Consider the following 25453-nt stretch of genomic DNA (forward strand, 5'->3'; position numbering starts at 1 on the left):
TAGTATGTTACAGCGCTATAAGAGCTGGAGAATTATTCCCACTCAATCGTCGCCGGTGGCTTACCGCTGATGTCATACACCACGCGGGAAATACCGTTCACTTCGTTGATGATGCGGTTAGACACGCGGCCCAGGAAGTCATACGGCAGGTGCGCCCAGTGCGCGGTCATGAAGTCGATGGTTTCCACCGCACGAAGGGAGACAACCCAGTCGTACTTACGGCCATCGCCCATAACGCCGACGGAACGAACCGGCAGGAACACGGTGAACGCCTGGCTCACTTTGTTGTACAGGTCAGCCTTGTGCAGCTCTTCAATGAAGATAGCGTCCGCGCGACGCAGCAGGTCGCAGTACTCTTTCTTCACTTCGCCCAGCACGCGCACGCCCAGACCCGGACCCGGGAACGGATGACGGTAGAGCATGTCGTACGGCAGACCCAGTTCCAGACCGATCTTACGCACTTCGTCTTTGAACAGCTCGCGCAGCGGTTCAACCAGGCCCATCTTCATCTCTTTCGGCAGGCCGCCCACGTTGTGGTGAGATTTGATGACGTGCGCTTTACCGGTTGCGGAGGCCGCAGACTCGATGACGTCAGGATAGATGGTGCCCTGCGCCAGCCACTTCACGTCTTCCAGCTTCAGCGCTTCTTCGTCGAACACTTCAACGAACACGCGGCCGATGATCTTACGTTTCGCTTCCGGATCGTTCTCGCCTTTCAGCGCGTCCAGGAAGCGCTTTTCGCCTTCCACGTGAACGATGTTCAGACCAAAGTGGTCGCCGAACATGTCCATGACCTGCTGGGCTTCGTTCAGGCGCAGCAGACCGTTGTCCACGAAGACGCAGGTCAGGTTTTTGCCGATGGCGCGGTGCAGCAGCATCGCGGTTACGGAGGAGTCCACGCCGCCGGACAGACCAAGGATCACTTTGTCATCGCCAACCTGCTGGCGGATACGCTCAACGGCGTCGTCGATGATTTTTGCCGGAGTCCATAGGGCTTCACACTGGCAGATGTCACGCACGAAGCGCTCCAGCATGCGCATACCCTGACGGGTGTGGGTCACTTCCGGGTGGAACTGCACGCCGTAGAAGCGTTTTTCTTCGTTCGCCATGATGGCGAACGGGCAGCTTTCAGTGCTGGCAACGGTCACGAAGTCAGACGGGATGGCGGTAACTTTGTCACCGTGGCTCATCCACACGTCCAGCAGCGGTTTGCCGTCTGCGGTCAGGGAGTCTTCGATACCGCGCACCAGCGCGCTGTCGGTAACGACTTCAACCTGCGCATAGCCGAACTCTCGCTCGTTAGAGCCTTCAACGTGACCGCCCAGCTGCATTGCCATGGTCTGCATACCGTAGCACACGCCGAATACCGGCACGCCGGCTTCGAACACGTACTGCGGCGCGCGCGGGCTGTTCTCTTCGGTGGTGCTTTCCGGGCCGCCGGACAGGATGATGCCGCTTGGATTGAATTCGCGAATCTGTGCTTCCGTGACATCCCACGCCCACAGCTCACAGTAAACGCCCAGTTCACGCACGCGACGCGCCACCAGCTGAGTGTACTGAGAACCGAAGTCCAGGATGAGAATGCGATGTTTATGAATGTTTTCCGTCATTGACGCTAATTCCGAGGCAAGTGAAACAGATTAAATAAATCGCCCGACACGAGGTCGGGCGAAGAAAATCAGGAGCCCAGACGGTAGTTCGGGGACTCTTTGGTGATTGTCACGTCGTGAACGTGGCTCTCCTGGATACCCGCACCGCTGATGCGTACGAATTCCGCTTTGGTTCGCAGCAGGTCGATGGTACCACAGCCGGTCAGGCCCATACAGGAGCGCAGGCCGCCCATCTGCTGGTGAATGATCTCTTTCAGACGGCCTTTATAGGCAACGCGACCTTCGATACCTTCCGGTACCAGTTTGTCAGCGGCGTTATCGGTCTGGAAGTAACGGTCAGAGGAGCCTTTGGACATCGCGCCCAGGGAGCCCATGCCGCGGTAAGATTTGTAAGAACGGCCCTGGTAGAGTTCAATTTCGCCCGGGGATTCTTCGGTACCGGCCAGCATGGAGCCTACCATCACGGCAGCGGCGCCCGCGGCGATAGCTTTAGCGATGTCGCCAGAGAAGCGGATACCGCCGTCGGCGATAACCGGGACACCGGTGCCTTCCAGCGCTTCAACCGCGTCGGACACGGCGGTGATCTGCGGAACGCCCACGCCGGTCACGATACGGGTAGTACAGATTGAGCCAGGGCCGATGCCCACTTTCACCGCGCTGCAGCCAGCGTCTGCCAGCGCGCGAGCGCCTGCGCCCGTCGCCACGTTGCCGCCGATGATTTGCAGGTCAGGGTATTTTGCACGGGTGTCACGAATGCGCTGCAGAACGCCTTCGGAGTGGCCGTGAGAGGAGTCAATCAGCAGGACGTCAACGCCCGCAGCAACCAGCGCGTCAACGCGCTCTTCGTTGCCTGCGCCTGCGCCAACCGCAGCGCCGACGCGCAGACGGCCATGCTCGTCTTTACAGGCGTTAGGCTTACGTTCTGCTTTCTGGAAATCTTTAACGGTGATCATGCCGCGCAGATGGAAGCTGCTGTCAACAACCAGCGCTTTTTCAACGCGTTTTTCGTGCATTTTTGCCAGCACCACGTCGCGGGTTTCGCCTTCACGCACGGTGACCAGACGCTCTTTTGGCGTCATGTACACGCTGACAGGCTGGTTCAGGTCGGTCACGAAACGCACGTCACGGCCGGTGATGATACCGACCAGTTCGTTCTCTTCGGTCACAACCGGATAGCCGGCGAAGCCGTTACGCTCGGTCAGGGCTTTCACTTCGTGCAGCGTGGTGGTTGGCAGAACGGTCTGCGGGTCAGACACGATGCCGGATTCATGTTTCTTCACGCGGCGAACTTCTTCCGCCTGACGTTCGATAGACATGTTTTTGTGGATAAAGCCGATGCCACCTTCCTGTGCCAGGGCGATAGCCAGGCGCGCTTCGGTCACGGTGTCCATTGCCGCAGAGAGCATAGGAATGTTCAGGCGAATGGTTTTCGTCAACTGCGTGCTGAGATCGGCAGTATTCGGCAGAACGGTGGAGTGAGCGGGAACGAGGAGGACGTCGTCAAACGTCAGTGCTTCTTTAGCGATACGTAGCATGGGCAATATCTCTGACCTGGGTGGTTAAATATTGCCGTGGCATTATACAGAGCGTAACCGATTGCATCTACACTTTTTTGAAAAAAATGCTTGCGATTGCCTCTCAGCAGGTTACTATCGACTGAATAACTTGCTGATTTAGAATTTGATCCCGCTCACATGTTATCCTCTCAATCCCCCTCAATTTATACTGTCAGCCGCCTTAATCAGACGGTGCGTTTGCTGCTTGAGCAGGAAATGGGGCAGGTCTGGATCAGCGGTGAAATTTCTAACTTCACGCAGCCGTCGTCCGGCCACTGGTACTTTACGCTGAAAGACGACACCGCCCAGGTGCGCTGCGCGATGTTCCGCAACAGCAACCGCCGCGTGACGTTCCGTCCTCAGCACGGCCAGCAGGTTCTGGTCCGCGCCAATATCACCCTGTATGAACCGCGCGGCGACTATCAGATCATCGTCGAGAGCATGCAGCCTGCGGGTGAAGGTTTGCTGCAGCAGAAGTATGAACAGTTAAAAGCCAGGCTCTCTGCCGAGGGGCTGTTCGACCAGCAGTTCAAAAAACCGCTGCCCTCTCCTGCCCACTGCGTTGGGGTCATCACCTCAAAAACCGGTGCGGCTCTGCACGATATTTTGCACGTGTTAAAGCGTCGCGACCCTTCCCTGCCCGTCATCATCTACCCGACCGCCGTTCAGGGTGACGATGCGCCGGGCCAGATCGTTCGCGCCATTGAGCTGGCGAACGCCCGTCAGGAGTGCGACGTATTAATCGTCGGGCGCGGCGGCGGCTCGCTGGAAGACCTGTGGAGCTTTAACGACGAGCGCGTGGCGCGGGCAATCTTTGCAAGCCTTATCCCCGTGGTGAGCGCCGTCGGCCACGAAACGGACGTCACGATAGCCGATTTTGTTGCGGATTTACGTGCTCCTACGCCGTCCGCAGCGGCGGAAGTGGTGAGCCGTAACCAGCTGGAGCTGCTTCGCCAGATCCAGAACGGTCAGCAGCGTCTTGAGATGGCGATGGACTACTTCCTCGCGAATCGCACCCGCCGCTTCACCCAGCTTCATCATCGTCTTCAGCAGCAGCACCCGCAGCTGCGCCTTGCCCGCCAGCAGACCGTGCTGGAGCGCCTGCGTCAACGCATGAGTTTTGCGGTGGACGCGCAGCTTAAGCGCGCGGTATCACGCCAGCTGCGCGTGACGCAGCGCCTGAACCAGCAGAACCCGCAGCCGAAAATTTATCGCGCGCAAAGCCGGATCCAGCAGCTGGAGTATCGTCTGGCGGAGACTGTCCGCGCCCGATTGAGCACCACCCGCGAACGTTTTGGCAATGCGGTGACGCACCTTGAAGCGGTCAGCCCCCTCTCCACGCTGGCGCGCGGCTATAGCGTGACGACGGCGACGGACGGCAAAGTGCTGAAGCAAACGAAGCAGGTTAAAGCCGGGGATGTACTGACGACGCGTCTTTCCGACGGCTGGGTAGAAAGCGAAGTGAAATCAATTAAACCGGTGAAAAAGACGCGTCAGCGTAAAACCGGATAATTCTTCGCCGGTTACTTACTATACTGCTGCTATTCCCTTTTTTAATAAGGAGAGCAGCATGCCCCATCTTCACAGCGTAATTCCCCCCTATATCCTTCGCCGTATAATCGAAAGCGGTTCCGAGCCGCAGCAGCGCTGTGCCCGTCAGACCTTAACCCACGTCCAGACGCTGATGGCCCACATGCCCGGCAAACCCGCCGCGCCGCACGTGAATAAAGCCGGACAGCTGGAGCGCGATATTTACGACGCGAAGCAGACCCAGGAGCTGCCGGGTACGCAGGTGCGTTACGAAGGCCAGCCGTCGAACGGCGATGTGGCGGTGGATGAAGCCTATAGCTATTTAGGTATTACCCATGATTTCTTCTGGAAAGAATATCAGCGTGATTCGCTCGATAATAAAGGGCTGATTTTAACCGGCACCGTGCATTACGGTCGGGAATATCAGAACGCCTTCTGGAACGGTCAGCAGATGGTATTCGGCGACGGCGACGGGGAAATCTTCAACCGCTTTACCATCGCCATCGACGTGGTGGCGCACGAGCTGAGCCACGGCGTGACCGAGACCGAAGCCGGGCTTATCTATTTTGAACAGTCGGGCGCGCTGAACGAGTCTCTGTCGGACGTGTTTGGCTCGCTGGTCAAACAGTACCATCTGAAGCAAACCGCCGATAAAGCTGACTGGCTCATTGGTGAAGGGCTGCTGGCGAAAGGGATTAACGGCAAAGGGCTGCGCTCGATGTCTGAACCCGGCACCGCCTATGACGATCCTCTGCTCGGCAAAGACCCGCAGCCTGCGCACATGAAAGATTTCATTAAAACGCGCGAGGACAACGGCGGCGTGCATCTGAACTCCGGCATCCCTAACCGGGCATTTTATCTGGCCGCGACGGCGATCGGCGGCCACGCCTGGGAAAAAGCGGGTTATGCCTGGTACGACACGGTTTGCGATCGCAATCTGGCGCAGGATGCGGATTTTGAGGCCTTCGCAAAACTGACGATCGCGCACGGCGAGAAACGCTCCGGTGGCGACGCTGGTGCGGCCATTAAACAAGCCTGGGAACAGGTGGGAGTGTTGTAAATGCAGGTTCCGGAACTGACGGATGACGCCGTGGTTGAGCTGGCCCGGGAAGGCGGCGTCGCTTTTATTCCCAAGCTGAGCGGACAGCGCACCATCGCGCTCTCCTCGCTCAATGAGGCCCAGCGCCAGCGCCTGGTGAGCATTCTGGAACAGGCTTTTCCACGCGGCCAGCCGCCAGGACAAGCCTCTTCTCCCGGCAGCGGCGACCAGCGCTATTTCCGCATTCAGATTATCTGGACCGGGCAAAATCAGGCGCACTATGCCGACATCATCGTGCTGGTGCCCGAGCAGGAAGCGCCGGAATCGCTGGTCGAGCTGTGGCAGAAGGGCGAAGGCTGCGTCTGCGATTAACCTTCGACCCGGACAAACTCCACGCGTTTTTTAGAGATAAGACCGTGGCCGTTCTGGCAGAAATAGTTCACCGCGCCGCAGGCTTTTAATACCTGGAGCGGCTGATGGCACTCCGGGCAGCGGGCTTCAAGCGCAATATCTTTATTACAGCTGTCGCAGTGCGCCACCCCGTTCAGGGGCTCAAGCGGTGCCTGGCAATCCGGGCAGGTAATCGTCATAGTGACTCCTTTAAAGCGTTCAGGTCTGCGGTAATTTTACCACGTTACGTTCAGTGCGGGCCACGCAGCTGCTGCTGTAACGTCAGCAGCAGCGTCACCTCCTCGACCCTGCGGCGCGTCGTGCGGCTCACCTCGTGCGGGTCCCGTTCAAACAGGCTGTTGGCGCCCAGAATATGCTCTGCAAGACAGTGCTCGTAAATTGTACCGGGGATTTCCCAGCTATGTCGCATGTCGCCATTCACAAGCTCCAGCACATCTTTCGCGCCGCGTCGGTCGTAGCTGATGATGCGCCCGTCACGCAGATAAAGACGTAAACCTTTTTGCCCGCCCGCAGGTCCAGCGTATTTGTTAAGCCAGATATCCACCGGTACGCCGCTGATGATTCCCTGAAGATGCGCGTCGCCTTCCGCCGTGGTCAGGTCGCCTTTTGCGATATCGCGCCCCAGGCGGTCTTTAGCCGTGACGACCTGCAGCGTCATCTCATCATTCCCGCCCAGATAGCGCACCGTTTCGCGCAGCGTCGCCAGCACGTGCGTACCGATATCCAGAATCACGCCATCAGGGTGGCGAAGCGTACGCGCGTCCGGCTCGCCCGTGGCAAAGTTAAGCGCGATGGGTTCCCCTGCAGCGTTATATCCGCTCGGCTCCTGCAAAAAACCGTCAATTTTGATGATGTCAGAAAAGGCAGAGACAAGCCCCCGCTTCACCGTTTCAAGGCGCCCCATCCAGTGATCGAGCGCCAGCACGCGGGAGGCGGCGTCAGGGTTCGCCAGCAGCGCATTGAGTTTTTCTGTTTGAGGAAGCGTGGCAACAATCGGTTTTTCAACCACGATGCGGGAAACCGATGAGGCGAGAGCGTGTTCAAGCACCTCAAGATGGTGCAGCGACGACGTGGTAATAAACAGGGTATCAAGCGGCTGGGAAAGAAGTTCAGCAAGTGACGCGCAGCGCGTTATGCCCTCCGGCTGTTTTACGGGCTGGATATCAAAGCCTAAATAGTGAGGGGGAGTATCAAAAAGTTTTCGTATTGCGGGCAGGTACGCCGTTTCAACCACGGCCCCAAGACCAACAAACCCTAACAGCATAGTCTTACCTCGTTAAGTAAATTGCCGGGGCATAACCTTACCCCGGCAAGATCGAGGTTTATCAGGCGTCAGAGGCCGGCTTAGTCTGCGCATTTTCCAGCATGCGGCGCACAGGAACAATGAGGACGATCAGAACCGCAGCACAAATCAGCAGCGCGATGGAGCAGCGCGCGAAGAGATCGGGCAGCATATCCAGCTGATCGGCCTTCACGTGGCCGCCAATCAGGCCAGCCGCCAGGTTACCCAGCGCACTTGCGCAGAACCACAGACCCATCATCTGACCGCGCATTCTGTCCGGTGCCAGCAGGGTCATGGTCGCCAGACCAATCGGGCTCAGGCACAGCTCGCCGAGGGTGAGCATCAGGATACTGCCCACCAGCCAGAACGGGGACACGCCTGCCCCACCGTTGTTCAGCACGTTTTGTGCAGCGAGCATCATCAGGCCAAAACCTGCCGCCGCGCACAGAATACCAATAACAAACTTGGTGATGCTGCTCGGGCGAATGTTCATGCTCGCGAGCTTAGGCCATGCCCAGCTGAACACCGGGGCCAGCAGGATAATAAACAGGGCGTTGATCGACTGGAACCACACCGCCGGAATTTCAAAACTGCCGATCGTACGGTTAGTGTAGTCGTTAGCAAACAGGTTGAACGAGGTTGGCTTTTGCTCAAACGCGGACCAGAAGAACGCGGCGGAGACCAGCAGGATAAAGCAGACCAGCAGTCTGGCGCGCTCTTTACGGTTCAGACCCGCGAAAATGAACAGGTAGATAAAATAGAGCGCAACGGAAGCGGCAATCACGTAAACCAGCACGCTGGCAACCGCAACCGGGTTGATCACAATCACGCCCTGCGCAATCAGCGTCACGATGACGGCAACGCCTACCGCCAGCGCCAGCAGCCATGCGCCTACGCCGTTGCGTTTTACCACCGGGCTGTTCCAGGTGGAATCCAGGCCGACTTCGCTGTCGTAGCGTTTCATCGCCGGAACGGCAAAAATGCGGAAGATGATCAGCGCCACCAGCATCCCGATACCGCCGATACCAAAGCCCCAGTGCCAGCCGTGAGATTTAATCAGCCAGCCGGAAATCAATGGCGCAATGAATGAGCCCATGTTGATGCCCATGTAGAACAGCGAAAAGCCGCCGTCACGACGCGCATCGCCCTTTTTGTACAGGGTCCCGACCATCACCGAGATACAGGTTTTGAACAGACCAGAGCCGAGCACAATGAACATCAGGCCGATAAAGAACAGGTTGTCGCCCATAAAGGCAGAGAGCGCAATCGACAGGTGGCCGAGCGCAATCAGGATTGATCCGTACCAGACGGCTTTTTGCTGACCGAGCCAGTTATCCGCCAGCCAGCCGCCCGGCAGCGCCGCCAGGTACATGGTACCGGCAAAGATCCCCACAATCGCCGAGGCGTTTTCACGCGCCAGCCCCATCCCGCCGTCATAAACGGTGGCCGCCATAAACAGGATCAGTAGCGGGCGAATGCCGTAAAACGAGAAACGTTCCCACATCTCGGTAAAGAACAGCGAACCGAGCGGATACGGATGGCCGAAGAACGTTCGGCTTTCTTTTTGATTAACAGAGGATTGCATAATTCTCCCGAAAAGGTATGTGTCGTGCTTGTAAACACCAGCATGTACGCCGGCCAGTTACGTATCTGACCGATTTTTTACATGCGGCGAAAAATTAGTTAACCATTTGATAACCAGGCGCTAGTTTTGTCTAGTACCGGACCCTGGACTTTAAGACGAAAATTCGATGATTGTCTACTTTTCTGGATTTAAAGATGGTTAAAAGCGAATAGTGATTGACATCACACAGGTATAGCTGGCGGTGTGAAAGGACGAAAAAAACCCGCGACTGGCGCGGGTTTTGTGAGACAGGCAGTGATTATTTGCTTTTCTTAATATGCTTAATCAAACGCTTACGCTTACGCATCTGGTTTGGCGTCAGGGTGTTACGCTTGTTCGCAAACGGGTTTTCCCCTTCCTTGAACTGAATACGAATAGGCGTACCCATCACGTCCAGGGATTTGCGGAAGTAGTTCATCAGATAGCGCTTGTAGGAATCCGGCAGGTCTTTTACCTGGTTACCGTGAATTACCACGATTGGCGGGTTGTAACCACCGGCGTGAGCATATTTCAGCTTCACGCGACGACCGCGAACCAATGGCGGCTGATGGTCTTCTGCAGCCATGTTCATGATACGGGTCAGCATAGCGGTGCTCTGACGACGGGTCGAGCTGTCATAGGCTTCGCGAACGGATTCGAACAAGTTGCCCACGCCGCTGCCGTGCAGCGCAGAGATGAAGTGCACGCGAGCGAAGTCGATAAAGCCCAGACGGAAGTCCAGGGTCTCTTTCACCTGCTCTCTCACTTCGTTGCTCAGGCCATCCCACTTGTTAACCACGATAACCAGTGAGCGCCCACTATTCAGGATAAAGCCGAGCAGAGAGAGATCCTGATCGGAAATACCTTCGCGCGCGTCGATAACCAGCAGCACCACGTTGGCATCTTCGATTGCCTGCAGCGTTTTAATGACGGAGAATTTTTCCACCACGTCAGTGATCTTCCCACGCTTGCGCACGCCCGCAGTGTCGATGAGGACAAACTCACGTTCATCGCGCTGCATGGGAATGTAGATACTGTCGCGCGTGGTGCCCGGCATGTCGTAAACCACAACGCGCTCTTCACCGAGAATACGGTTAGTAAGCGTAGACTTACCTACGTTTGGACGCCCCACGATAGCCAGCTTGATAGGCAGATCCTGCGGGTTGAAGGTGTCTTCAGGCTCTTCTTCGCCCTCTTCACTTTCTTCGAACTGCGCCCAGTACTCTGCGTCTTCGTCCACTTCTTCCGGTGGATTCACTTCGTCAACCCATGGCAGAAGAACGGTTTCAAGCAGGCTGGTCACGCCACGACCGTGAGAGGCCGCAATCGGGTAGATGTCACCCAGCCCTAAAGACCAGAAATCCGCAACGGCCTGATCGGCATCAATGCCGTCAGTTTTGTTCGCCACCAGGAAGGTTGGCTTTTCACGCGCGCGCAGGTGTTTTGCAATAGCGGAGTCTGCAGGCATCAGGCCAGCACGGGCATCCACCATGAACAGCACCACGTCCGCTTCTTCAATCGCCAGCAGAGACTGTTCCGCCATGCGGGTTTCAACGCCGTCTTCCGTACCGTCAATACCACCGGTATCGATACAGATGAACTCGCGTCCTTCCACCTCTGCACGACCGTACTTACGGTCACGCGTCAGCCCCGGGAAATCCGCAACCAGCGCATCACGGGTGCGTGTTAAACGGTTAAAAAGAGTGGATTTTCCAACGTTAGGGCGCCCGACAAGCGCGACCACAGGTACCATGTTTGAAGCCTCATAAAATTCAAATAAACGTCGCTTTTGCGGCGTTTTTAAAAATGTCAAAACGGCTCCTGAGTGAACAGGAGCCGTTTAGTATACTACAACCGCCGGTTAATTAACGCGTGATCGCGTACAGCGTGCCGTCTTTTGCCTGAATCAGCAGTTTGCCGTCAGCCACAACCGGGTCCGTCAGGAAACCGGAACTGTCGACTTTTTGCTGCGCCGTGAAGCGGCCCGTTTCAGGGTCAATCCAGTGCATGTAACCTTCGCTATCACCCACCACCAGGCTACCGTTGTACAGGGCCGGTGACGTCAGCAGACGGTGCAGCAGATCGCTTTGCGTCCACAGCGTGACGCCACCGTCGGTGCTCAGTGCCAGCAGGCGATCGTTCTGGTCAACCATATAGATACGGTTGCCATCAACAACGAAATCATTCACGGAGCCCAGCTCACGTTTCCACATGATCTGGCCGCTGCGCAGGTCCAGCGCGGTCAGGTTGCCGTTGTAGGCCAGGGCGTAAACGACACCGTCAACGATAACCGGCGTCGTATCTACGTCGCTCAGACGGTCGATCTCAGTAGAACCGGTCGCCTGGGAGATACGCTGCTGCCAAATCATCTGGCCCTGCTGCATCAGCACGGCGCTCACGCGACCGTTGTCACCGCCAACAATGGCCGCACCAAACGCCGTTGCCGGCGCGGATTCACCGCGCAGGGAGAGCGCTGGCATATCCAGGTTAACCGTCCATTTTACCAGACCGTCAGCTTCGTTCAGCGCCTGCAGCTGGCCGTTGCTGGTATGAATCAGCACCAGACCGTCGCTCACCACTGGACGAGACAGGGATTCACCGGCAACGGTTGTTTGCCAGGCAATAGAACCGTCGCTGCTGTTCAGCGCATAAACCTGCGCCTTTTCACTACCTACGTAGACGTGACCGCCGGCAACGGTCAGGCCGCCAGACAGCAGTGCAGGCTTACGGGAGAACCAGCCGTCTTTTTCCGCCAGGTTAACGGACCACACTTCTTTCCCGTCGTCGGCATTGACCGCTTTCACGGTGCCTTTACGGTCGGCGGCATAGACAACGCTGTCCGCATATGCCGGATGCAGGTTGGAATAAAAGTCACCAATACCGTCACCCACGGAGACGTCCCATGCGGTGGACGGCGTAAACTGGTTTTCAACCGTCGGCAGCGGGGACATTTTGACAACATCTTCTTCGCCACTGAACAGTGAACAGCCACTCAATAACGTAACGGAAAGCAGTCCTGGCAGAAGTAATTTACGCAATTGCATCGGGTCCCTCTCAGACGGACAAATTATTTATTTTCATCTGCATCATTTCGCTCAGCGCAGGTGAAGCGTTGCTGTCTACGCCAGCTTGCCACGCTTTACGCGCGCCCGCTTTGTCACCTTTGCTCAGCAGTGCTTCACCGCGCAGATCGGCAACGATGGCAGCAAAGCCTTCGCCTTTGATGGTATCGAGCGTTTTCAGCGCTTCATCAGCTTTTTTCTGCTGAACCTGGATACGCGCCAGGCGCAGAGTGATGACCGCTTTCAGATTATCATCGCTTGCAGCCGCAAGCCCCTGCGACAGCTGTGCAGCGGCTTTGTCCAGCTCGTTCTTATCAACGTACTGCTGAGCCACTTCCAGCGCGGCCAACGCACCGTAGGTGTTTTTATTGTCCGCAGCAAATTTCTCTGCCGCCGTCAGCGTCTGTGGCTGGTCAGCACGAATCGCGCTAACGGTATTTTCGTAGCTCAGAGACGAGCCGCGCGCGGAATCAGCCTGATGGTTGTTCCAGTAGCGCCAGCCAACTAAGGCACCCACACCTAAAATAACCCCAACAACCAGGGCTTTGCCGTTCTCAGCAAAGAAGCGTTTAATCGCATCGACCTGATCGTGTTCGTTTTCGTACATTTCCACGCCGTCTTTCTCCTTAGCCCAATAGAGTGCGCAAGTGCGCCGCAACGCCGTCCTGCGTTACCGTTGTTTGCTCACCAGAGCGCAGGTCTTTTACCACCACTTCGCCGTTAGCCACTTCGGACTCACCCAGCACCAGTGCGATACTTGCGCCCCACTTATCGGCACGAGCAAACTGTTTTTTGAAGTTGCCGCCGCCATGGTTGGTCATCAGCTTAACGTCCGGCAGTGCATCACGCACGCGTTCGGCAAGCTGCATCGCCGCAGGCTGCGTATCCGCACCTGAGGCCACCAGGTATATATCGACAACGGAATCTGCTTTAAATTCCGGATTAACTGCCTGAACCAGCAAAACAAGTCGCTCAAGGCCCATTGCAAAACCGACACCCGGCGCAGCGCGACCACCCAGCTGCTCAACCAGGCCGTCATAACGACCGCCTGCGCAGACCGTTCCTTGCGAACCCAGGCTCGAAGTGACCCATTCAAAAACGGTACGGTTATAGTAGTCCAGACCGCGCACCAGACGCTGGTTGACGGTATAGGCAATGCCCGCCGCTTCCAGCAGCTTGCACAGGCCAGCAAAGTGCTCGCGTGAATCCTCGTCGAGGTAATCGCCCAGCGCAGGCGCATCGTTCAGCAGCGCCTGTACGTCCGGATTCTTGGAATCGAGAACGCGCAGCGGGTTGCTGTACATACGACGCTTGCAGTCTTCATCAAGCTTGTCTTTATGCTGTTCCAGGAAAGCAACCAGCGCATCGCGGTAGTTAGCGCGCGCTTCCAGAGAGCCAATAGAGTTCAGCTCCAGTGAAACATGCTCAGAGATACCGAGCGCGCGCCACCAGCGGGCTGTCAGCATGATCAGCTCGGCGTCGATGTCTGGCCCCTGCAGGCCGAAAACTTCCACACCCAGCTGGTTGAACTGGCGATAACGGCCTTTCTGCGGACGTTCGTGGCGGAACATTGGGCCGATATACCACAGGCGCTGCTCCTGATTGTACAGAAGACCATGTTCGATGCCGGCGCGTACGCAGCCCGCCGTACCTTCCGGACGCAGGGTCAGGCTGTCGCCGTTGCGATCCTCAAAGGTATACATCTCTTTTTCAACCACGTCGGTCACTTCACCGATAGCGCGTTTGAATAACGGGGTCTGCTCTACAATCGGCAAACGGATTTCGCTGTAACCGTAGCTGCCGAGCACCTGTTTCAGTGTGCCTTCAATGCGCTGCCAGATGGCGGTTTCGCCAGGCAGATAATCGTTCATGCCGCGGATGGCTTGAATGTTCTTTGCCACGTTTATTCTCTTTCTATATACAAAAAAAACCCAAAGAATGGGTTCAATCATACATGGGAAGCTCGCGGCTTCCCATCACGTTATTTTTCAACCTGCTGAACGCTGATGCGCTGCGCTTCATCCAGCATCGTCGCCTTGGCGCGAATGCGGGCTTCAAGCTGGTCGATCATGTCACTATTATCCAGACGATCTTTGCGAACGCCATCTTCATAGAGACCACTTTTCTTGTTGCCGCCGGTCACGCCCAGGGTTGACACCAGCGCTTCGCCCGGACCGTTCACCACGCACCCGATAATGGACACGTCCATAGGGGTGATGATGTCTTCCAGACGCTGCTCCAGGGCATTTACCGTGCCGATCACGTCAAATTCCTGACGCGAACAGGTTGGGCAGGCAATGAAGTTGATGCCGCGCGCGCGGATACGCAGTGATTTCAGAATATCGAAACCGACCTTGATCTCTTCTACCGGATCCGCCGCCAGCGAGACGCGCAGCGTATCACCGATCCCTTCGGAGAGCAGCAGGCCCAGACCAATCGCAGACTTCACAGAACCGCTGCGCAGGCCACCGGCTTCGGTGATCCCAAGGTGCAGCGGCTGTTCGATCTGTTTTGCCAGCAGGCGATAGGACTCTACTGCCAGGAAAACATCGGACGCTTTAACGCTTACCTTGAACTGATCGAAGTTAAGACGATCCAGATGATCTACGTGACGCATGGCGGATTCGAGCAGCGCCTGAGGCGTTGGCTCACCGTATTTTTCCTGGAGATCTTTTTCCAGTGAACCGGCGTTGACGCCGATACGGATAGGAATATTTTTATCGCGGGCGCAGTCCACAACCATGCGGATACGCTCTTCGTTGCCGATGTTGCCTGGGTTAATACGCAGGCAGTCGACGCCGTATTCAGCGACCTTCAGCGCAATGCGGTAGTCGAAGTGAATATCCGCAACCAGCGGCACGCTGACCTGCTGTTTGATCAGTTTAAAAGCCTCAGCGGCATCCATTGTCGGCACGGAAACGCGAACAATGTCCGCGCCCACGCGCTCTAATGCTTTGATTTGATTGACCGTCGCTTCCACATCCGTGGTGCGCGTATTGGTCATCGACTGGACGGCGATAGGCGCGCCGTCGCCGATTGGCACATTCCCAACGTAAATCCGTTTCGATTTTCTACGTTGAATCGGAGCCTGGTTATGCATGAAAAATCTCCCGCGTAGCCCGTCTGTTACTGTGCTGCTGATTGTTCGGCATTAACGGTAAGACGCGCAACCTGGTTAGTTCTGATAAAGCGGCTCAGGTCGACAGGTTTTCCTTGATACTGGATCTGAACCGCTGCCGGAGCGCCGATTTTAAGTTTATACGGTGCCTCACCGGTTAGGTTTAACGTGCCGTCTTTACGCTGCAGGCCGCTAAACAGCTTTTTGCCCGTTGCGTCGGTCACTTCTAACCAGCAGTCGGCGCTGAAATTCATCACCAGCGCGTTTGGATCGGCAGCAGGCGTTGCGGTGCCGGCCGGGTCCGTAGGCAGTGAAGCGGCACTGTCATTCGCTGTTGCTGCCGGAGCGGTATCAACGTTAGCCTGGGAAGGCGAAACCACCGCGTTCGGGTCCTGAGTTTGAGGCGCAGAGCCCGCGCTAGCCGTGGCTTCTGGCGTCTGTGCAGCATCGGTTGCTGGCGTATCTGTCGCCGCCGTCTGTGGTTCGCTGGAGGTTGCCGCGCCTTCAGTACTCAGCGGCACGCTCTGCGCGTTATCATTTCCGGATTGATTCAGCTCAGCCGAGGACTGATCGGCCATCGTGGTGATCTCTTCCTGCTGCGCCTTGTGGTTTTGCCACCACCATGCGCCCGTCAGGCCGACAACCACAAACAGCACCAGCCAGGTAAAGCTCATCAGCCAGCCGTCACGCTTTTTACGACGTTTACCCAGAGAGAAGGTCTGCATCGGCGCAACTTTTGCTGCACGAACCGGCGCCTGCTTCTCCATCATCGGCAGTAATTCTTCTTCGGGGATATGCACCAGTTTTGCGTATGAGCGGATATAACCGCGCAGAAATGTTGAAGCCAGATCGGCAGGCGCCTTATCTTCTTCAATATCGCGAACCGTGGAAACCTTCAGGCACAAGCGTTCTGCAACAGCTTGCTGGCTGAGTCCGAGTTGTTCACGGGCGTTGCGAAGACGAACGCCAGTGGAGAGTGCTTCATTTTGGTCGTGAGTGGCTTCAGTATTCATTCGCTACAACTACTGGTACGTGAAAATAAGGGTTCAGGTGCCGGTGAGTCACAATGCCACCCGCACCGCGAAACTTCTGGTCAGTTAACCTTGAACAAAGAGTATAAGACTGTCAGCCCGGAGATGACAGTGCAGCTCTGCCCGCGTGGCTAAACTGTTGTTACGTCGTTACATACTGCCCGAAAGTCGTATGAAACGCACCGTAATTATTAATCAATCAACACGAATTTGGCTGATTATTCAGTAAGATTATGCTTCACGGCGCAGAGAATGCGCCGTGAAGCATAATAATCAAACAGCTTTGACCGCGATGGTCTCACCCTGCATGCGCTTACGCAGCGTACGTTTGGTACGGTCGATGACGTCGCCCGCCAGCTGTCCGCATGCCGCATCGATATCATCCCCACGGGTTTTACGCACGATGGTGGTGAAGCCGTACTCCATTAATACCTTGGAGAAGCGGTCAATTCGGCTGTTCGAGCTACGGCCGTACGGCGCGCCCGGGAACGGGTTCCATGGGATCAGGTTAATCTTACACGGCGTATCTTTCAGCAGCTCCGCCAGCTCGTGCGCGTGCTCGGTGCCGTCGTTCACGTGATCGAGCATCACGTATTCGATGGTCACGCGGCCCTGGTTCGCATTGGATTTTTCCAGGTAACGGCGCACGCCAGCGAGGAAGGTTTCGATATTGTACTTTTTGTTGATCGGTACAATTTCGTCACGGATGGCATCGTTCGGCGCATGCAGGGAGATGGCCAGCGCCACGTCAATCATGTCGCCCAGCTTATCCAGCGCAGGCACTACGCCAGAGGTAGAGAGCGTTACGCGACGCTTGGACAGACCAAAGCCGAAGTCGTCGAGCATGATTTCCATGGCAGGCACCACGTTGGTCAGGTTAAGCAGCGGTTCACCCATCCCCATCATCACCACGTTGGTGATTGGGCGGGTGCCGGTCACTTTTGCCGCGCCAACGATCTTCGCAGCACGCCACACCTGGCCGATAATCTCAGACACGCGCAGGTTACGGTTAAAGCCTTGCTGCGCGGTAGAGCAGAATTTGCACTCCAGCGCGCATCCTACCTGAGAAGAGACGCACAGCGTGGCGCGGTCATCTTCCGGAATATAGACGGTTTCAACGCGCTGATCGCCCACGGCAATCGCCCACTTGATGGTGCCATCGGATGAGCGCTGTTCTTCCACGACTTCAGGAGCGCGGATTTCAGCCACTTCTTTGAGCTTGTTGCGCAGCACTTTGTTGATGTCCGTCATGTCATCAAAGTTGTCGCTGCAATAGTGGTACATCCATTTCATTACCTGATCGGCACGAAACGGCTTCTCACCCATATCTTTGAAGAACTCGCGCATCTGCTGACGGTTCAGATCCAGCAGGTTGATTTTTCCATTTTTATTTGGAACCGCAGGAATGGCGACTTCGGAGGTATTCACTAATTCAGACATAATTTTTTCCGGCCTCGTTGTTACACGTTATGGCCCGTGGAGGGTTGAAAAGAAACGCCCCGGAAAGCAGTTTGCTCATCCGGGGCGTTGCATTGTACAAAGTCTGGCGCAGGGATGCCACGTTTGCACGCGGCATTTACGAAAATATTAGCGAGTGCGTGCGCACACTTCGCCTTCTGCGAAGAAGAACGCGATTTCGCGAGCGGCAGATTCAACTGAGTCGGAACCGTGGGTGCCGTTCTCGGTGAAGCTGTCCGCGTAGTCCGCGCGCAGAGTACCTGCCAGCGCGTTGTCCGGGTTAGTTGCACCCAGCAGGTCGCGGTGACGCTGTACCGCGTTTTCGCCTTCCAGTACGGATACCACGATCGGGCCAGAAGTCATGAACTCGACCAGACCGTCAAAGAATGGGCGACCTTCGTGTTCAGCATAGAAACCGCGAGCCTGCTCAACGGTCAGGTGCAGCATTTTGGTGCCAACGATCTTAAACCCTGCTGATTCAAAGCGAGAGAAGATGCTGCCAATAACGTTTTTTGCCACCGCGTTTGGCTTGATGATGGAAAAAGTACGTTCAATAGCCATGATAACCTCTGTCAAATGTTCTGTTGTTTTGCATACCGGAGTATGGTGTGGCGCGGATTATAATGAGCAATAGCGCCATTGCCTATGGTTCCACATAACATTTTTTTAAAATGAGACGAAGATTAGCAACAGTCCGGGTTTCTCATGCCGTGCGGGTGGTGCAGACAAAGCGCACACTGCTTCTGGTCAGGATGAAACGACCAGAACGGACGGTGACACGCGGTACAGATAGCCGCATACGTCGGATAGGTTGTTATCGATGCTTTCGATTCTTTATTCGTTACCTCAAGCGCGTGATGCTGACAGACCGCCTCGCATCCTCCGCAGCCGGTACAGCGTGCAGCCTCGACGATCAGCACGTGTTGCTCAAAACGAATCGCGTTTTCAGAGCAGCTTCGCCAGCAGGCACCGCACAGCATGCATTTCTCGGCGTTGAGAACAATATCCGCTTCACTGATATCGGGGAAAGCCGCACGCTGCGCTCGTTTCCCGGGCTGCACGGCGCAGGCCGTAACGTCCTCTTGCGGGATATGAATAAGCGCCCGACGCGCGACGTTTACCTCATATTTCTCCCAGGGTTTAAAACCCCAGACGGTTTCACCTCGTCGACGCAGGACAAGGTTAAGCCCGGCAAGCGCCGCCATCCATGCGGGATATTGCTCCGCTTCAAGGCTGATAAAGCGAACGCCATGCACCGCGTGCCAGAGCAACAATTCGTGAATGGTGGCCGCGCGTGCGGTAAAAGGCCCAGCGAGCGTGTCGTTCTTGAGAAATCGTTTTCGCGGCGCGATGCCGGTAATCGCCTCTGTCGGACAGACAAACAGGCAGTCACCGCATTCTACGCAGAGGCTTTTCTCTATCAGGACGCCGGTATCCGAAAACGAGAAGACCTGCGCGGGACAAACGTCCGCACAGGCACGACAGGAGGCGCGGCGGAAGCGGTGACGGACGCATTCCTGCGTCACGTCCACCGCCGGGCCAAAGTTCAGATCCACCATCAGCCGATACTGAAGAAAACGAAGCGCAGCATCAGTTCGCCGACAATCAGCAGTGCGCTCCCTATCAGCATTGTGCCGCGTGCGGACTTCAGCCCCCCCGCTGCAAAGCAGAGCATGCCGAGAACGGAGACGCACCAGCTCAGCAAGTGTACGGCGCGAAGCTGTTCAAGCATCTGCAAAGGAGCATGCGGGAACGTCACGACGCTGCTGTCAGCGGCGTAAATATCAGCCAGCCAGACGGGTTGCATAAGCAGGCGTGCAAGGACCAGCAGAACGACAATCGCGACCGCAGCGCGGTGATTTTTTGCCCTGGCAGCCATACAGGCCGAACCCATAATCCCCACCGATCCCATAAACAGCACCAGCGTGTTAACGTGCTGCCACGTCACGACGGAGGCGTGCATGTAGATTTGCGCCATGCAGAACACATCCACCAGTCCAATAATACCCGCAACAACCAGAAGCAGCTTCCAGCCGGGCTTATTCGCAAACAAGAGCAGAATTGCAAGGCCCAGCGCCGCCAGATAGAGGCTGGCAAAAATGATTTCACGGCTCAGCCAGGAGCTGGAAACATGGCGCAGCGCGTTCAGGGCATTGAGCGGGTAGCCCATATGCAGCGCCGAGGCGAGAAGCCCAAGGCTGGCAAGAACAAACGCCCCCGCGGCGGCGGATATCACGCTGCGCGGCGAAGAGGTCGTGCTACCAAGCGCCAGCCAGAGCGTCACGCCAACCGATCCCTGCAGGAATAGTGTAAATATCAGCAGCGGCAACTCATGCATGATGTTTCCCCTCTTTCTCTGAACCCGAATGCGCCTTGATGACCAGATTCGGTTTTGTGATGGAGGAATCAGGTAAGCCCTTTACGTCACAGACCGTACCGTACTTCGCCCGTAGTTCATCTATCGGGCCGAATTTGATTGCTTCCAGCGGACAGGTTGCCACGCAGACGGGCTGCTCCCCCTTAGCCTGCAGATCCACGCAGAGATCGCATTTCGACATCTGTCCGGTTTGCTCGTTGAGCTGTGGCGCGCCGTACGGGCATGACCATGCGCAGTATCCGCATCCAACGCACTTGTCCGTATCAACGCGCACGATGCCATCCCCCGGCCGCTTGTGCATCGCGGTGGTCGGGCAGTTTTTAGTACAGATGGGATCTGCACAGTGGTTACAGGAAATAGAGAGCGTGTAGGCAAAAACGTTATTGCTGACGCCGCCCTGGCCGGTTGGGATGAAGTTTCCGCCGTTGACTTCGTACACGCGGCGGAAACGACGCCCGACTTCAAGATTATTTTTATCTTTGCAGGCCACCTGGCAGGCTTTACACCCGGAGCAGCGCGACGAGTCGATATAAAAGCCCAGCTGTTTGTCGCTGACCGGCGCGTAGTGTTTGAACTGACTCATGCTTTCGCTACCTCCACCAGCATGGTTTGATGTGAATTCCCTTTCGCCAGCGCGGTGATACGGGCTGAACTGAGCACGTTCGCGCAACCGCCTTTATCGATACCCTGCTCGTCCGGCTGCCACCAGGCACCCGCCTGCATCGCCACCACGCCCGGAATAATGCGCGGCGTAACCTCCGCGGGGATCTCGCATACGCCGCGCGCGTTATGAATACGCACGGCGTCGCCCTGGGCTATACCGCGCTGTTGTGCATCCTGCGGGTTAATCCACAGCTTCTGCTGCTGCGCCTCAATCAGCCACGGGTTGGCATACTGCGTGGAATTGGCGCGGTTTTTACCTTTCCAGGTAATCAGCTGGAGCGGGAAGGTTTTCGTCAGCTCATCCTCCGGCCCCTCGTGGGCAGGCACATAGTGCGATAGCGCCGGTATTTCCGGATGATGCATGTCGTACAGGCGCTTCGAGAAGATCTCAATCTTCCCGGACGGCGTCGGGAACGGGTGATGTTGCGGATCGCGTATGTTGTCTTCAAAGGCGACGAACGGCGCGCTTTTGAACAGATGCTGACGCGTTTTTTGCAGCGTTGCGAAGTCGGGAAGATTTTCGTCCGGCATCGCCAGCCGGGTCTGCTCCCAGATGTGCTCAATCCAGCCCTTCTCGTCCCGCCCCTCGCTGAATGCATGCTCTATGCCCAGCTTAGCGGCAACGTCGCGCAGCCAGTCGTAGTCCGAACGGCGTTCAAATTCGGGTTCAATCAGTTTTTCTGAAAGGATGAGATAGCTTGCCGTGCCCCAGGTTTCCCCAATGTTCCAGCGCTCCATAAAGCTGGTTTCCGGCAGCAGCAGATCGGCGTATTTTGCGCTTGGCGTCATGAACAGATCGCTTGCGACGATAAACTGAATTTTTGACTCATCTTCCAGAACGCGCGTGGCCTGGTGAAGATCAGGGTTCTGGTTCGCCAGGTAGTTGCCCGCCAGCGAGAACAGGATGCGAATATTGCTGTCGAGCTTTTCCGCATCCTTCAGGCCGACGTCCGGCGTTACCTTTGACGCATCATCGGCGGCCTGAACCCAGTTCATCACCGATATTTTGGCTTTCACCGGGTTATCCGGCATCTCGGGGCCCGCCGCAAATTTTCGGTTAGCGCAGCCGCCGTAGCCTGCCGCCCAACCGCCTTTCACCCCGACGTTGCCGGTCAGGGTTGCCAGTAACGTCGAGCCGCGCGCGGTGCGCTCGCCGCAGTTATGTCGCTGCGGTCCCCAGCCCTGAATCAGCGCGGCGGGTTTGGTGGTTGCGTAGTCCCGCGCCAGCTGGCGGATGGTCTGCGCAGGCACGTGGGTGATTTTTTCCGCCCACTCTGGCGTTTTCGCCACGCCGTCTTTGGCACCGCTCAGATAGGCGAACAGAGATTCATTGGCCGGTACGCCTTCCGGCATAGAGGACTCGTCAAAGCCCAGGGTATAGCGGTCGATAAACTCGCGATCGTGCAGATTTTCCGTGACGATCGTGTACATCATCGCATCCATTAGCGCGTTATCGGTAGTGGGAAGCAGCGGTATCCATTGATCGGCAAGCGATGAAACGGTATCGGAATAACGGGGATCGACCACAATAAATCGGGTGCCGTTTTGCTTCATCTTCTGGAAGAAGTAGTTACTGTGGCCGAATATGGTCTCCGTAGGGTTATGCCCCCAGAGGATGACCAGCTTTGTGTCCAGTAACGTATCCAGCGAACTGCCGCTGGCGGCGGTGCCGTAGGTATAAGGCGTTGCCGCCGCCGTGTTGCCCATACTGACCGAGTGATAACTTTCAAGATAGCCACCGGTCATGTTGAGCAGACGACGGACCATTTTATCGCCGGAAAAGGTGCCGCCTGAAACCGCTGTGCCCACATGGACATAGCGCGATGCGGCGCCATATTTTTGTGTAAGCGTTTTTAATTGGCTGGCAATAAGCGTGGTGGCTTCATCCCATGAAATACGTTCGAACTTACCTTCCCCGCGTTTTCCCACGCGCTTCATCGGATATTTCAGACGGTCTGGATGGTATACAAATTTTCTGTAGGCGCGACCACGAACGCACGCGCGCATAACGGGCATTTGAGGATCTAATTCATTATCCGGACGCGTGGAGATTCGGGTGACTACGCCGTCGCTTACGTGAGCGCGAATATCGCATTTTCCGCCACAGTCAAACGTGCTGCACGTCTGTACAACTTTTTCCTCAGGCAGGCTCTCTGATGATGCCGGGACCTTTGCCTGCACGTTTCCCGTCGTCACAACAAACGGCAGGGTCGCCAGTGCCGACCCTGCCTGAATAAAATGACGACGAGAAATACCGTGTAATAAGTCTTCTTCCTGACTTTTATCTTTGTTCATTGCTCGTTCCTTCAAATAAAAACGCATTCTCGGGTTTTTGAAGGAACGAGCATTTGATAATTATCAAGCTAACTCTTCTGGAGTACCTCTTAACGATCTAATTCGAAATTCACCGTTGCCGTCTGGCCAGATTCATCCAATACAACTAATTGATAATTACCAGGCAAGGATAATTTGAATGAATAGTTCTTTTGGCGACCTTCCAGAGGTTCCCCATTTAAGAACCACCAGCGCTGGCCTTCTCCTCCCGTAGTCGTTAGCGAAAGGGTCATATTCACTTCACCAGGCAGGCGTTTGATAACCGCGCCCTCCCGGACTCCCGAAACGATCAGCGGCGCTGCATTGCTTTTGTCCAGTGGCGGACAGTCGGCTGATGAATCAGGAAGACGCGCCGCCCTTTTTTCCGCGGCGGGCAGCCATGGCTCCAGCGGCAGCGGCCAGACGTCGAGAACGTTCTCTTTTGCATCAGGGCAATCTGCCGCAACGCGTTTGCCCGTTTTATCTAGCCAGACCGGGAAACGAATGCCGCGGATGCCTTCCTGCCCCGGCAGCAGCAGCGTAGGCGGCTCGCTGCCGTCCAGCAGCCAGGTTGACAGGCGACGGCGGCAGTTTTCGCTGCCTTCCGGCAGCGATTGACCGCCCGGCCAGCAGATCACCCCTCGCCCTACGCTTGCCGGGCGAGGATCGCGCGGCAGTCGCGCTTCATCCAGCGTCGAACGTGACTGAAGCAGATTGTTGACCTGGTTCAACAGCGGAACGGCGCTCGCGAAGCCAAACTGCCCTGCAACGGGCGTACCGTCTGGTCGGCCGGTCCAGATGCCAATCACGTAACGGGCATTTAAACCGATAGCCCAGGCATCGCGGTAGCCGTAGCTGGTACCCGTTTTCCACGCCAGCGGCGCGATCTGCGGCAGAGCGCCATCCGGCAGGGGCTGCGCCTCATTGCCCAATATACGGCGAATAATCCACGCCGAGCCTGGCGACAGCAGCGGACGCTCAACCAGCGGATCGCTCGGCCGCAGCCGCAGCCGTCCCGCCTTTCCGTGTCGGGCAAAGGCGCTGTACGCCGCGGTGATATCCGACAGGCGCGCGCCAGCTCCGCCCAAAATCAGCGATAGGTTCGGCTGTGCGCCTGAAGGCAGTATGAGCGGCAACCCCGCGTTGCTGAGCATGCCCGCAAAACGTTTTGGTCCGAACGCTTCCAGCACCTGCACAGCTGGCAGGTTAAGCGAGCGTACCAGCGCCTCGCTCATGCTGACCGGGCCATGAAATCCGCTGTCAAAATTACCGGGACGATAGTCACCCGTTTTTCTGGGTACATCCTGCAGCAGCGAGGCAGGATGAATCAGGCCATCGTCCAGGGCCATGCCGTAAATAAAGGGTTTCAGTACCGATCCCGGGGATCGGATCGCATTCACCATATCGACATGGCTAAAGCGCGTGTCATCGTTAATATCAACCGAGCCAACCCAGCCGCGCACCTTCATGTCCGTATGATCGACAACGATCATCGCCAGCGAGCTGCGGGCAGGCAGACGGGTTTTCCAGTTCATTGCCAGCTCTTCAAGCTGCCGCTGCAGGGCCGCATCGAGCGTAGTAACAATTTTGGTTTCGCGACTTTTACCGAGCATCATGCGTGAAAAAAGCGGCGCCAGCTGCGGCATCTGCCGCGGTGCCAGCCATACCGGCTCCTCACGGGATTCCCGGACCTGTTTTGCAGACCAGACGCCCTGCGTCACCATTCGGTCGAGCACTTTATTGCGCGCCGCTTCGGCGCGTTCTGGCCAGCGGTCGGGACGCAAGCGGCTCGGCGCCTGGGGCAGTACCGCCAGCAGAGCGGCTTCGGAATAGCTGAGCTGCGAGGGCGGTTTACCCAGATAGGTCCAGCTTGCTGCCCCGACGCCCTGCAGCGTGCCGCCAAAAGGGGCACGGTTGAGGTACAGCGTGAGGATGTCGCGCTTGGAGAGATGCCACTCCAGCTGCATCGCCCGCCAGAGCTGACGAACTTTGCCACCAAAGGTGCGCGGATGCGGGTCAAGGAGCCGCGCTACCTGCATGGTAAGCGTACTGCCGCCAGAGACGACTTTGCCAGAACTGAGATCCTGCCAGGCGGCGCGCAGCACGGAGAACGGGTTTACGCCTGGATGATCCCAGAACCAGCGATCTTCGTACTGGATCAGGGCCTCAAGATAGCGGGGAGAAACCTCTTCAATGGAAACCGGATAGCGCCAGATTCCTTCGCTATCGGCGAAACGCCACAGCGGCGCGCCCTTCTCATCCACAACCACGCGTGCAGGGTTAACCTCTTTCAGAGGCAATGGCCACAGGCGGTCGGCGGCAATAATCAGCCCCCATAAAACGAGAAGCGCTCCCGCCAGCCATAGCCAGCGGGAGCGTGTCAGACGAGCTATCTGCATA

At 56.7% G+C, this 25453-nt stretch carries 21 protein-coding genes; 3 read left to right on the forward strand and 18 right to left on the reverse strand.

Going from position 1 to position 25453, the window contains the following annotated elements:
• Positions 1-32: 32 nt before the first annotated feature.
• Both guaA and guaB read right to left on the reverse strand, forming a co-directional pair.
• Positions 33-1610, reverse strand: a complete 1578-nt coding sequence (gene guaA / locus E0L20_RS22320) for a glutamine-hydrolyzing GMP synthase (protein ID WP_089597818.1) — start codon at positions 1608-1610, stop codon at positions 33-35.
• 68 nt (positions 1611-1678) lie between these two features.
• Positions 1679-3145 carry an IMP dehydrogenase gene (guaB, locus tag E0L20_RS22325; protein ID WP_131635825.1) on the reverse strand — a complete coding sequence of 489 codons (1467 nt, stop codon included), beginning with the start codon at positions 3143-3145 and terminating at the stop codon, positions 1679-1681.
• 159 nt (positions 3146-3304) lie between these two features.
• Here guaB and xseA point away from each other — a divergent pair, with 159 nt between their 5' ends.
• Genes xseA through E0L20_RS22340 form a run of 3 tightly spaced genes read left to right on the forward strand, consistent with a single transcriptional unit; the run spans position 3305 to position 6107 of the window.
• Entirely contained in the window at positions 3305-4678 is a 1374-nt protein-coding gene (gene xseA / locus E0L20_RS22330) for an exodeoxyribonuclease VII large subunit (protein ID WP_131635826.1), read from the forward strand.
• Positions 4679-4736: 58 nt separating this feature from the next.
• Positions 4737-5756: a M4 family metallopeptidase gene (locus E0L20_RS22335; protein WP_131635827.1), complete on the forward strand. Its 1020-nt coding sequence runs from the start codon at positions 4737-4739 to the stop codon at positions 5754-5756.
• Entirely contained in the window at positions 5757-6107 is a 351-nt protein-coding gene (locus E0L20_RS22340; protein WP_006811517.1) for a protealysin inhibitor emfourin, read from the forward strand. It begins immediately after the preceding gene.
• On the opposite strand, the gene E0L20_RS22345 is transcribed toward E0L20_RS22340, so the two are convergent.
• From E0L20_RS22345 to pbpC, 16 genes are all read right to left on the reverse strand, one after another.
• Entirely contained in the window at positions 6104-6325 is a 222-nt protein-coding gene (locus tag E0L20_RS22345) for a zinc ribbon domain-containing protein (protein WP_131635828.1), read from the reverse strand. The genes E0L20_RS22340 and E0L20_RS22345 overlap by 4 nt on opposite strands.
• Before the next feature lie 50 nt (positions 6326-6375).
• Positions 6376-7410: a Gfo/Idh/MocA family oxidoreductase gene (locus tag E0L20_RS22350; RefSeq protein ID WP_131635829.1), complete on the reverse strand. Its 1035-nt coding sequence runs from the start codon at positions 7408-7410 to the stop codon at positions 6376-6378.
• Positions 7411-7471: 61 nt separating this feature from the next.
• Positions 7472-9013, reverse strand: a complete 1542-nt coding sequence (locus E0L20_RS22355) for a peptide MFS transporter (protein ID WP_131635830.1) — start codon at positions 9011-9013, stop codon at positions 7472-7474.
• Between the two features lie 298 nt (positions 9014-9311).
• Complete coding sequence (gene der, locus E0L20_RS22360; RefSeq protein ID WP_131635831.1) at positions 9312-10784, reverse strand: ribosome biogenesis GTPase Der; 1473 nt, start codon at positions 10782-10784, stop codon at positions 9312-9314.
• Positions 10785-10896: 112 nt separating this feature from the next.
• Positions 10897-12075, reverse strand: a complete 1179-nt coding sequence (gene bamB / locus E0L20_RS22365) for an outer membrane protein assembly factor BamB (protein WP_131635832.1) — start codon at positions 12073-12075, stop codon at positions 10897-10899.
• Positions 12076-12085: 10 nt separating this feature from the next.
• Positions 12086-12706: a YfgM family protein gene (locus tag E0L20_RS22370; RefSeq protein ID WP_131635833.1), complete on the reverse strand. Its 621-nt coding sequence runs from the start codon at positions 12704-12706 to the stop codon at positions 12086-12088.
• A gap of 13 nt (positions 12707-12719) precedes the next feature.
• Positions 12720-13994, reverse strand: coding sequence for a histidine--tRNA ligase (gene hisS / locus E0L20_RS22375; RefSeq protein ID WP_131635834.1), 1275 nt, complete (start codon positions 13992-13994; stop codon positions 12720-12722).
• A gap of 80 nt (positions 13995-14074) precedes the next feature.
• Positions 14075-15193, reverse strand: coding sequence for a flavodoxin-dependent (E)-4-hydroxy-3-methylbut-2-enyl-diphosphate synthase (ispG, locus tag E0L20_RS22380; RefSeq protein WP_131635835.1), 1119 nt, complete (start codon positions 15191-15193; stop codon positions 14075-14077).
• Positions 15194-15219: 26 nt separating this feature from the next.
• Positions 15220-16224 (reverse strand): cytoskeleton protein RodZ, encoded by a 1005-nt coding sequence (gene rodZ, locus E0L20_RS22385; RefSeq protein ID WP_131635836.1) that lies wholly within the window; start codon positions 16222-16224, stop codon positions 15220-15222.
• Between the two features lie 291 nt (positions 16225-16515).
• Positions 16516-17682 carry a dual-specificity RNA methyltransferase RlmN gene (gene rlmN / locus E0L20_RS22390; RefSeq protein WP_089597809.1) on the reverse strand — a complete coding sequence of 389 codons (1167 nt, stop codon included), beginning with the start codon at positions 17680-17682 and terminating at the stop codon, positions 16516-16518.
• A gap of 147 nt (positions 17683-17829) precedes the next feature.
• The gene (gene ndk / locus E0L20_RS22395) at positions 17830-18261 is read right to left on the reverse strand and encodes a nucleoside-diphosphate kinase (RefSeq protein WP_131635837.1); all 432 of its coding nucleotides are present in this window, start codon (positions 18259-18261) and stop codon (positions 17830-17832) included.
• Positions 18262-18383: 122 nt separating this feature from the next.
• Entirely contained in the window at positions 18384-19259 is an 876-nt protein-coding gene (locus E0L20_RS22400; protein ID WP_131635838.1) for a 4Fe-4S binding protein, read from the reverse strand.
• Positions 19259-20038: a dimethyl sulfoxide reductase anchor subunit family protein gene (locus E0L20_RS22405; protein WP_131635839.1), complete on the reverse strand. Its 780-nt coding sequence runs from the start codon at positions 20036-20038 to the stop codon at positions 19259-19261. The genes E0L20_RS22400 and E0L20_RS22405 overlap by 1 nt, the downstream gene beginning before the upstream one ends.
• Positions 20031-20660, reverse strand: a complete 630-nt coding sequence (locus tag E0L20_RS22410; RefSeq protein ID WP_131635840.1) for a DMSO/selenate family reductase complex B subunit — start codon at positions 20658-20660, stop codon at positions 20031-20033. Before E0L20_RS22410 ends, E0L20_RS22405 begins: the two co-directional genes overlap by 8 nt.
• Positions 20657-23035: a DMSO/selenate family reductase complex A subunit gene (locus tag E0L20_RS22415; RefSeq protein ID WP_131635841.1), complete on the reverse strand. Its 2379-nt coding sequence runs from the start codon at positions 23033-23035 to the stop codon at positions 20657-20659. The genes E0L20_RS22410 and E0L20_RS22415 overlap by 4 nt, the downstream gene beginning before the upstream one ends.
• A gap of 89 nt (positions 23036-23124) precedes the next feature.
• The gene (gene pbpC, locus E0L20_RS22420; RefSeq protein WP_131635842.1) at positions 23125-25452 is read right to left on the reverse strand and encodes a peptidoglycan glycosyltransferase PbpC; all 2328 of its coding nucleotides are present in this window, start codon (positions 25450-25452) and stop codon (positions 23125-23127) included.
• Position 25453 lies beyond the last annotated feature (1 nt).

Origin of the sequence: Enterobacter wuhouensis (assembly GCF_004331265.1) — a bacterium.
In the GTDB taxonomy this organism is placed as follows: Bacteria; Pseudomonadota; Gammaproteobacteria; order Enterobacterales; family Enterobacteriaceae; genus Enterobacter; species Enterobacter wuhouensis.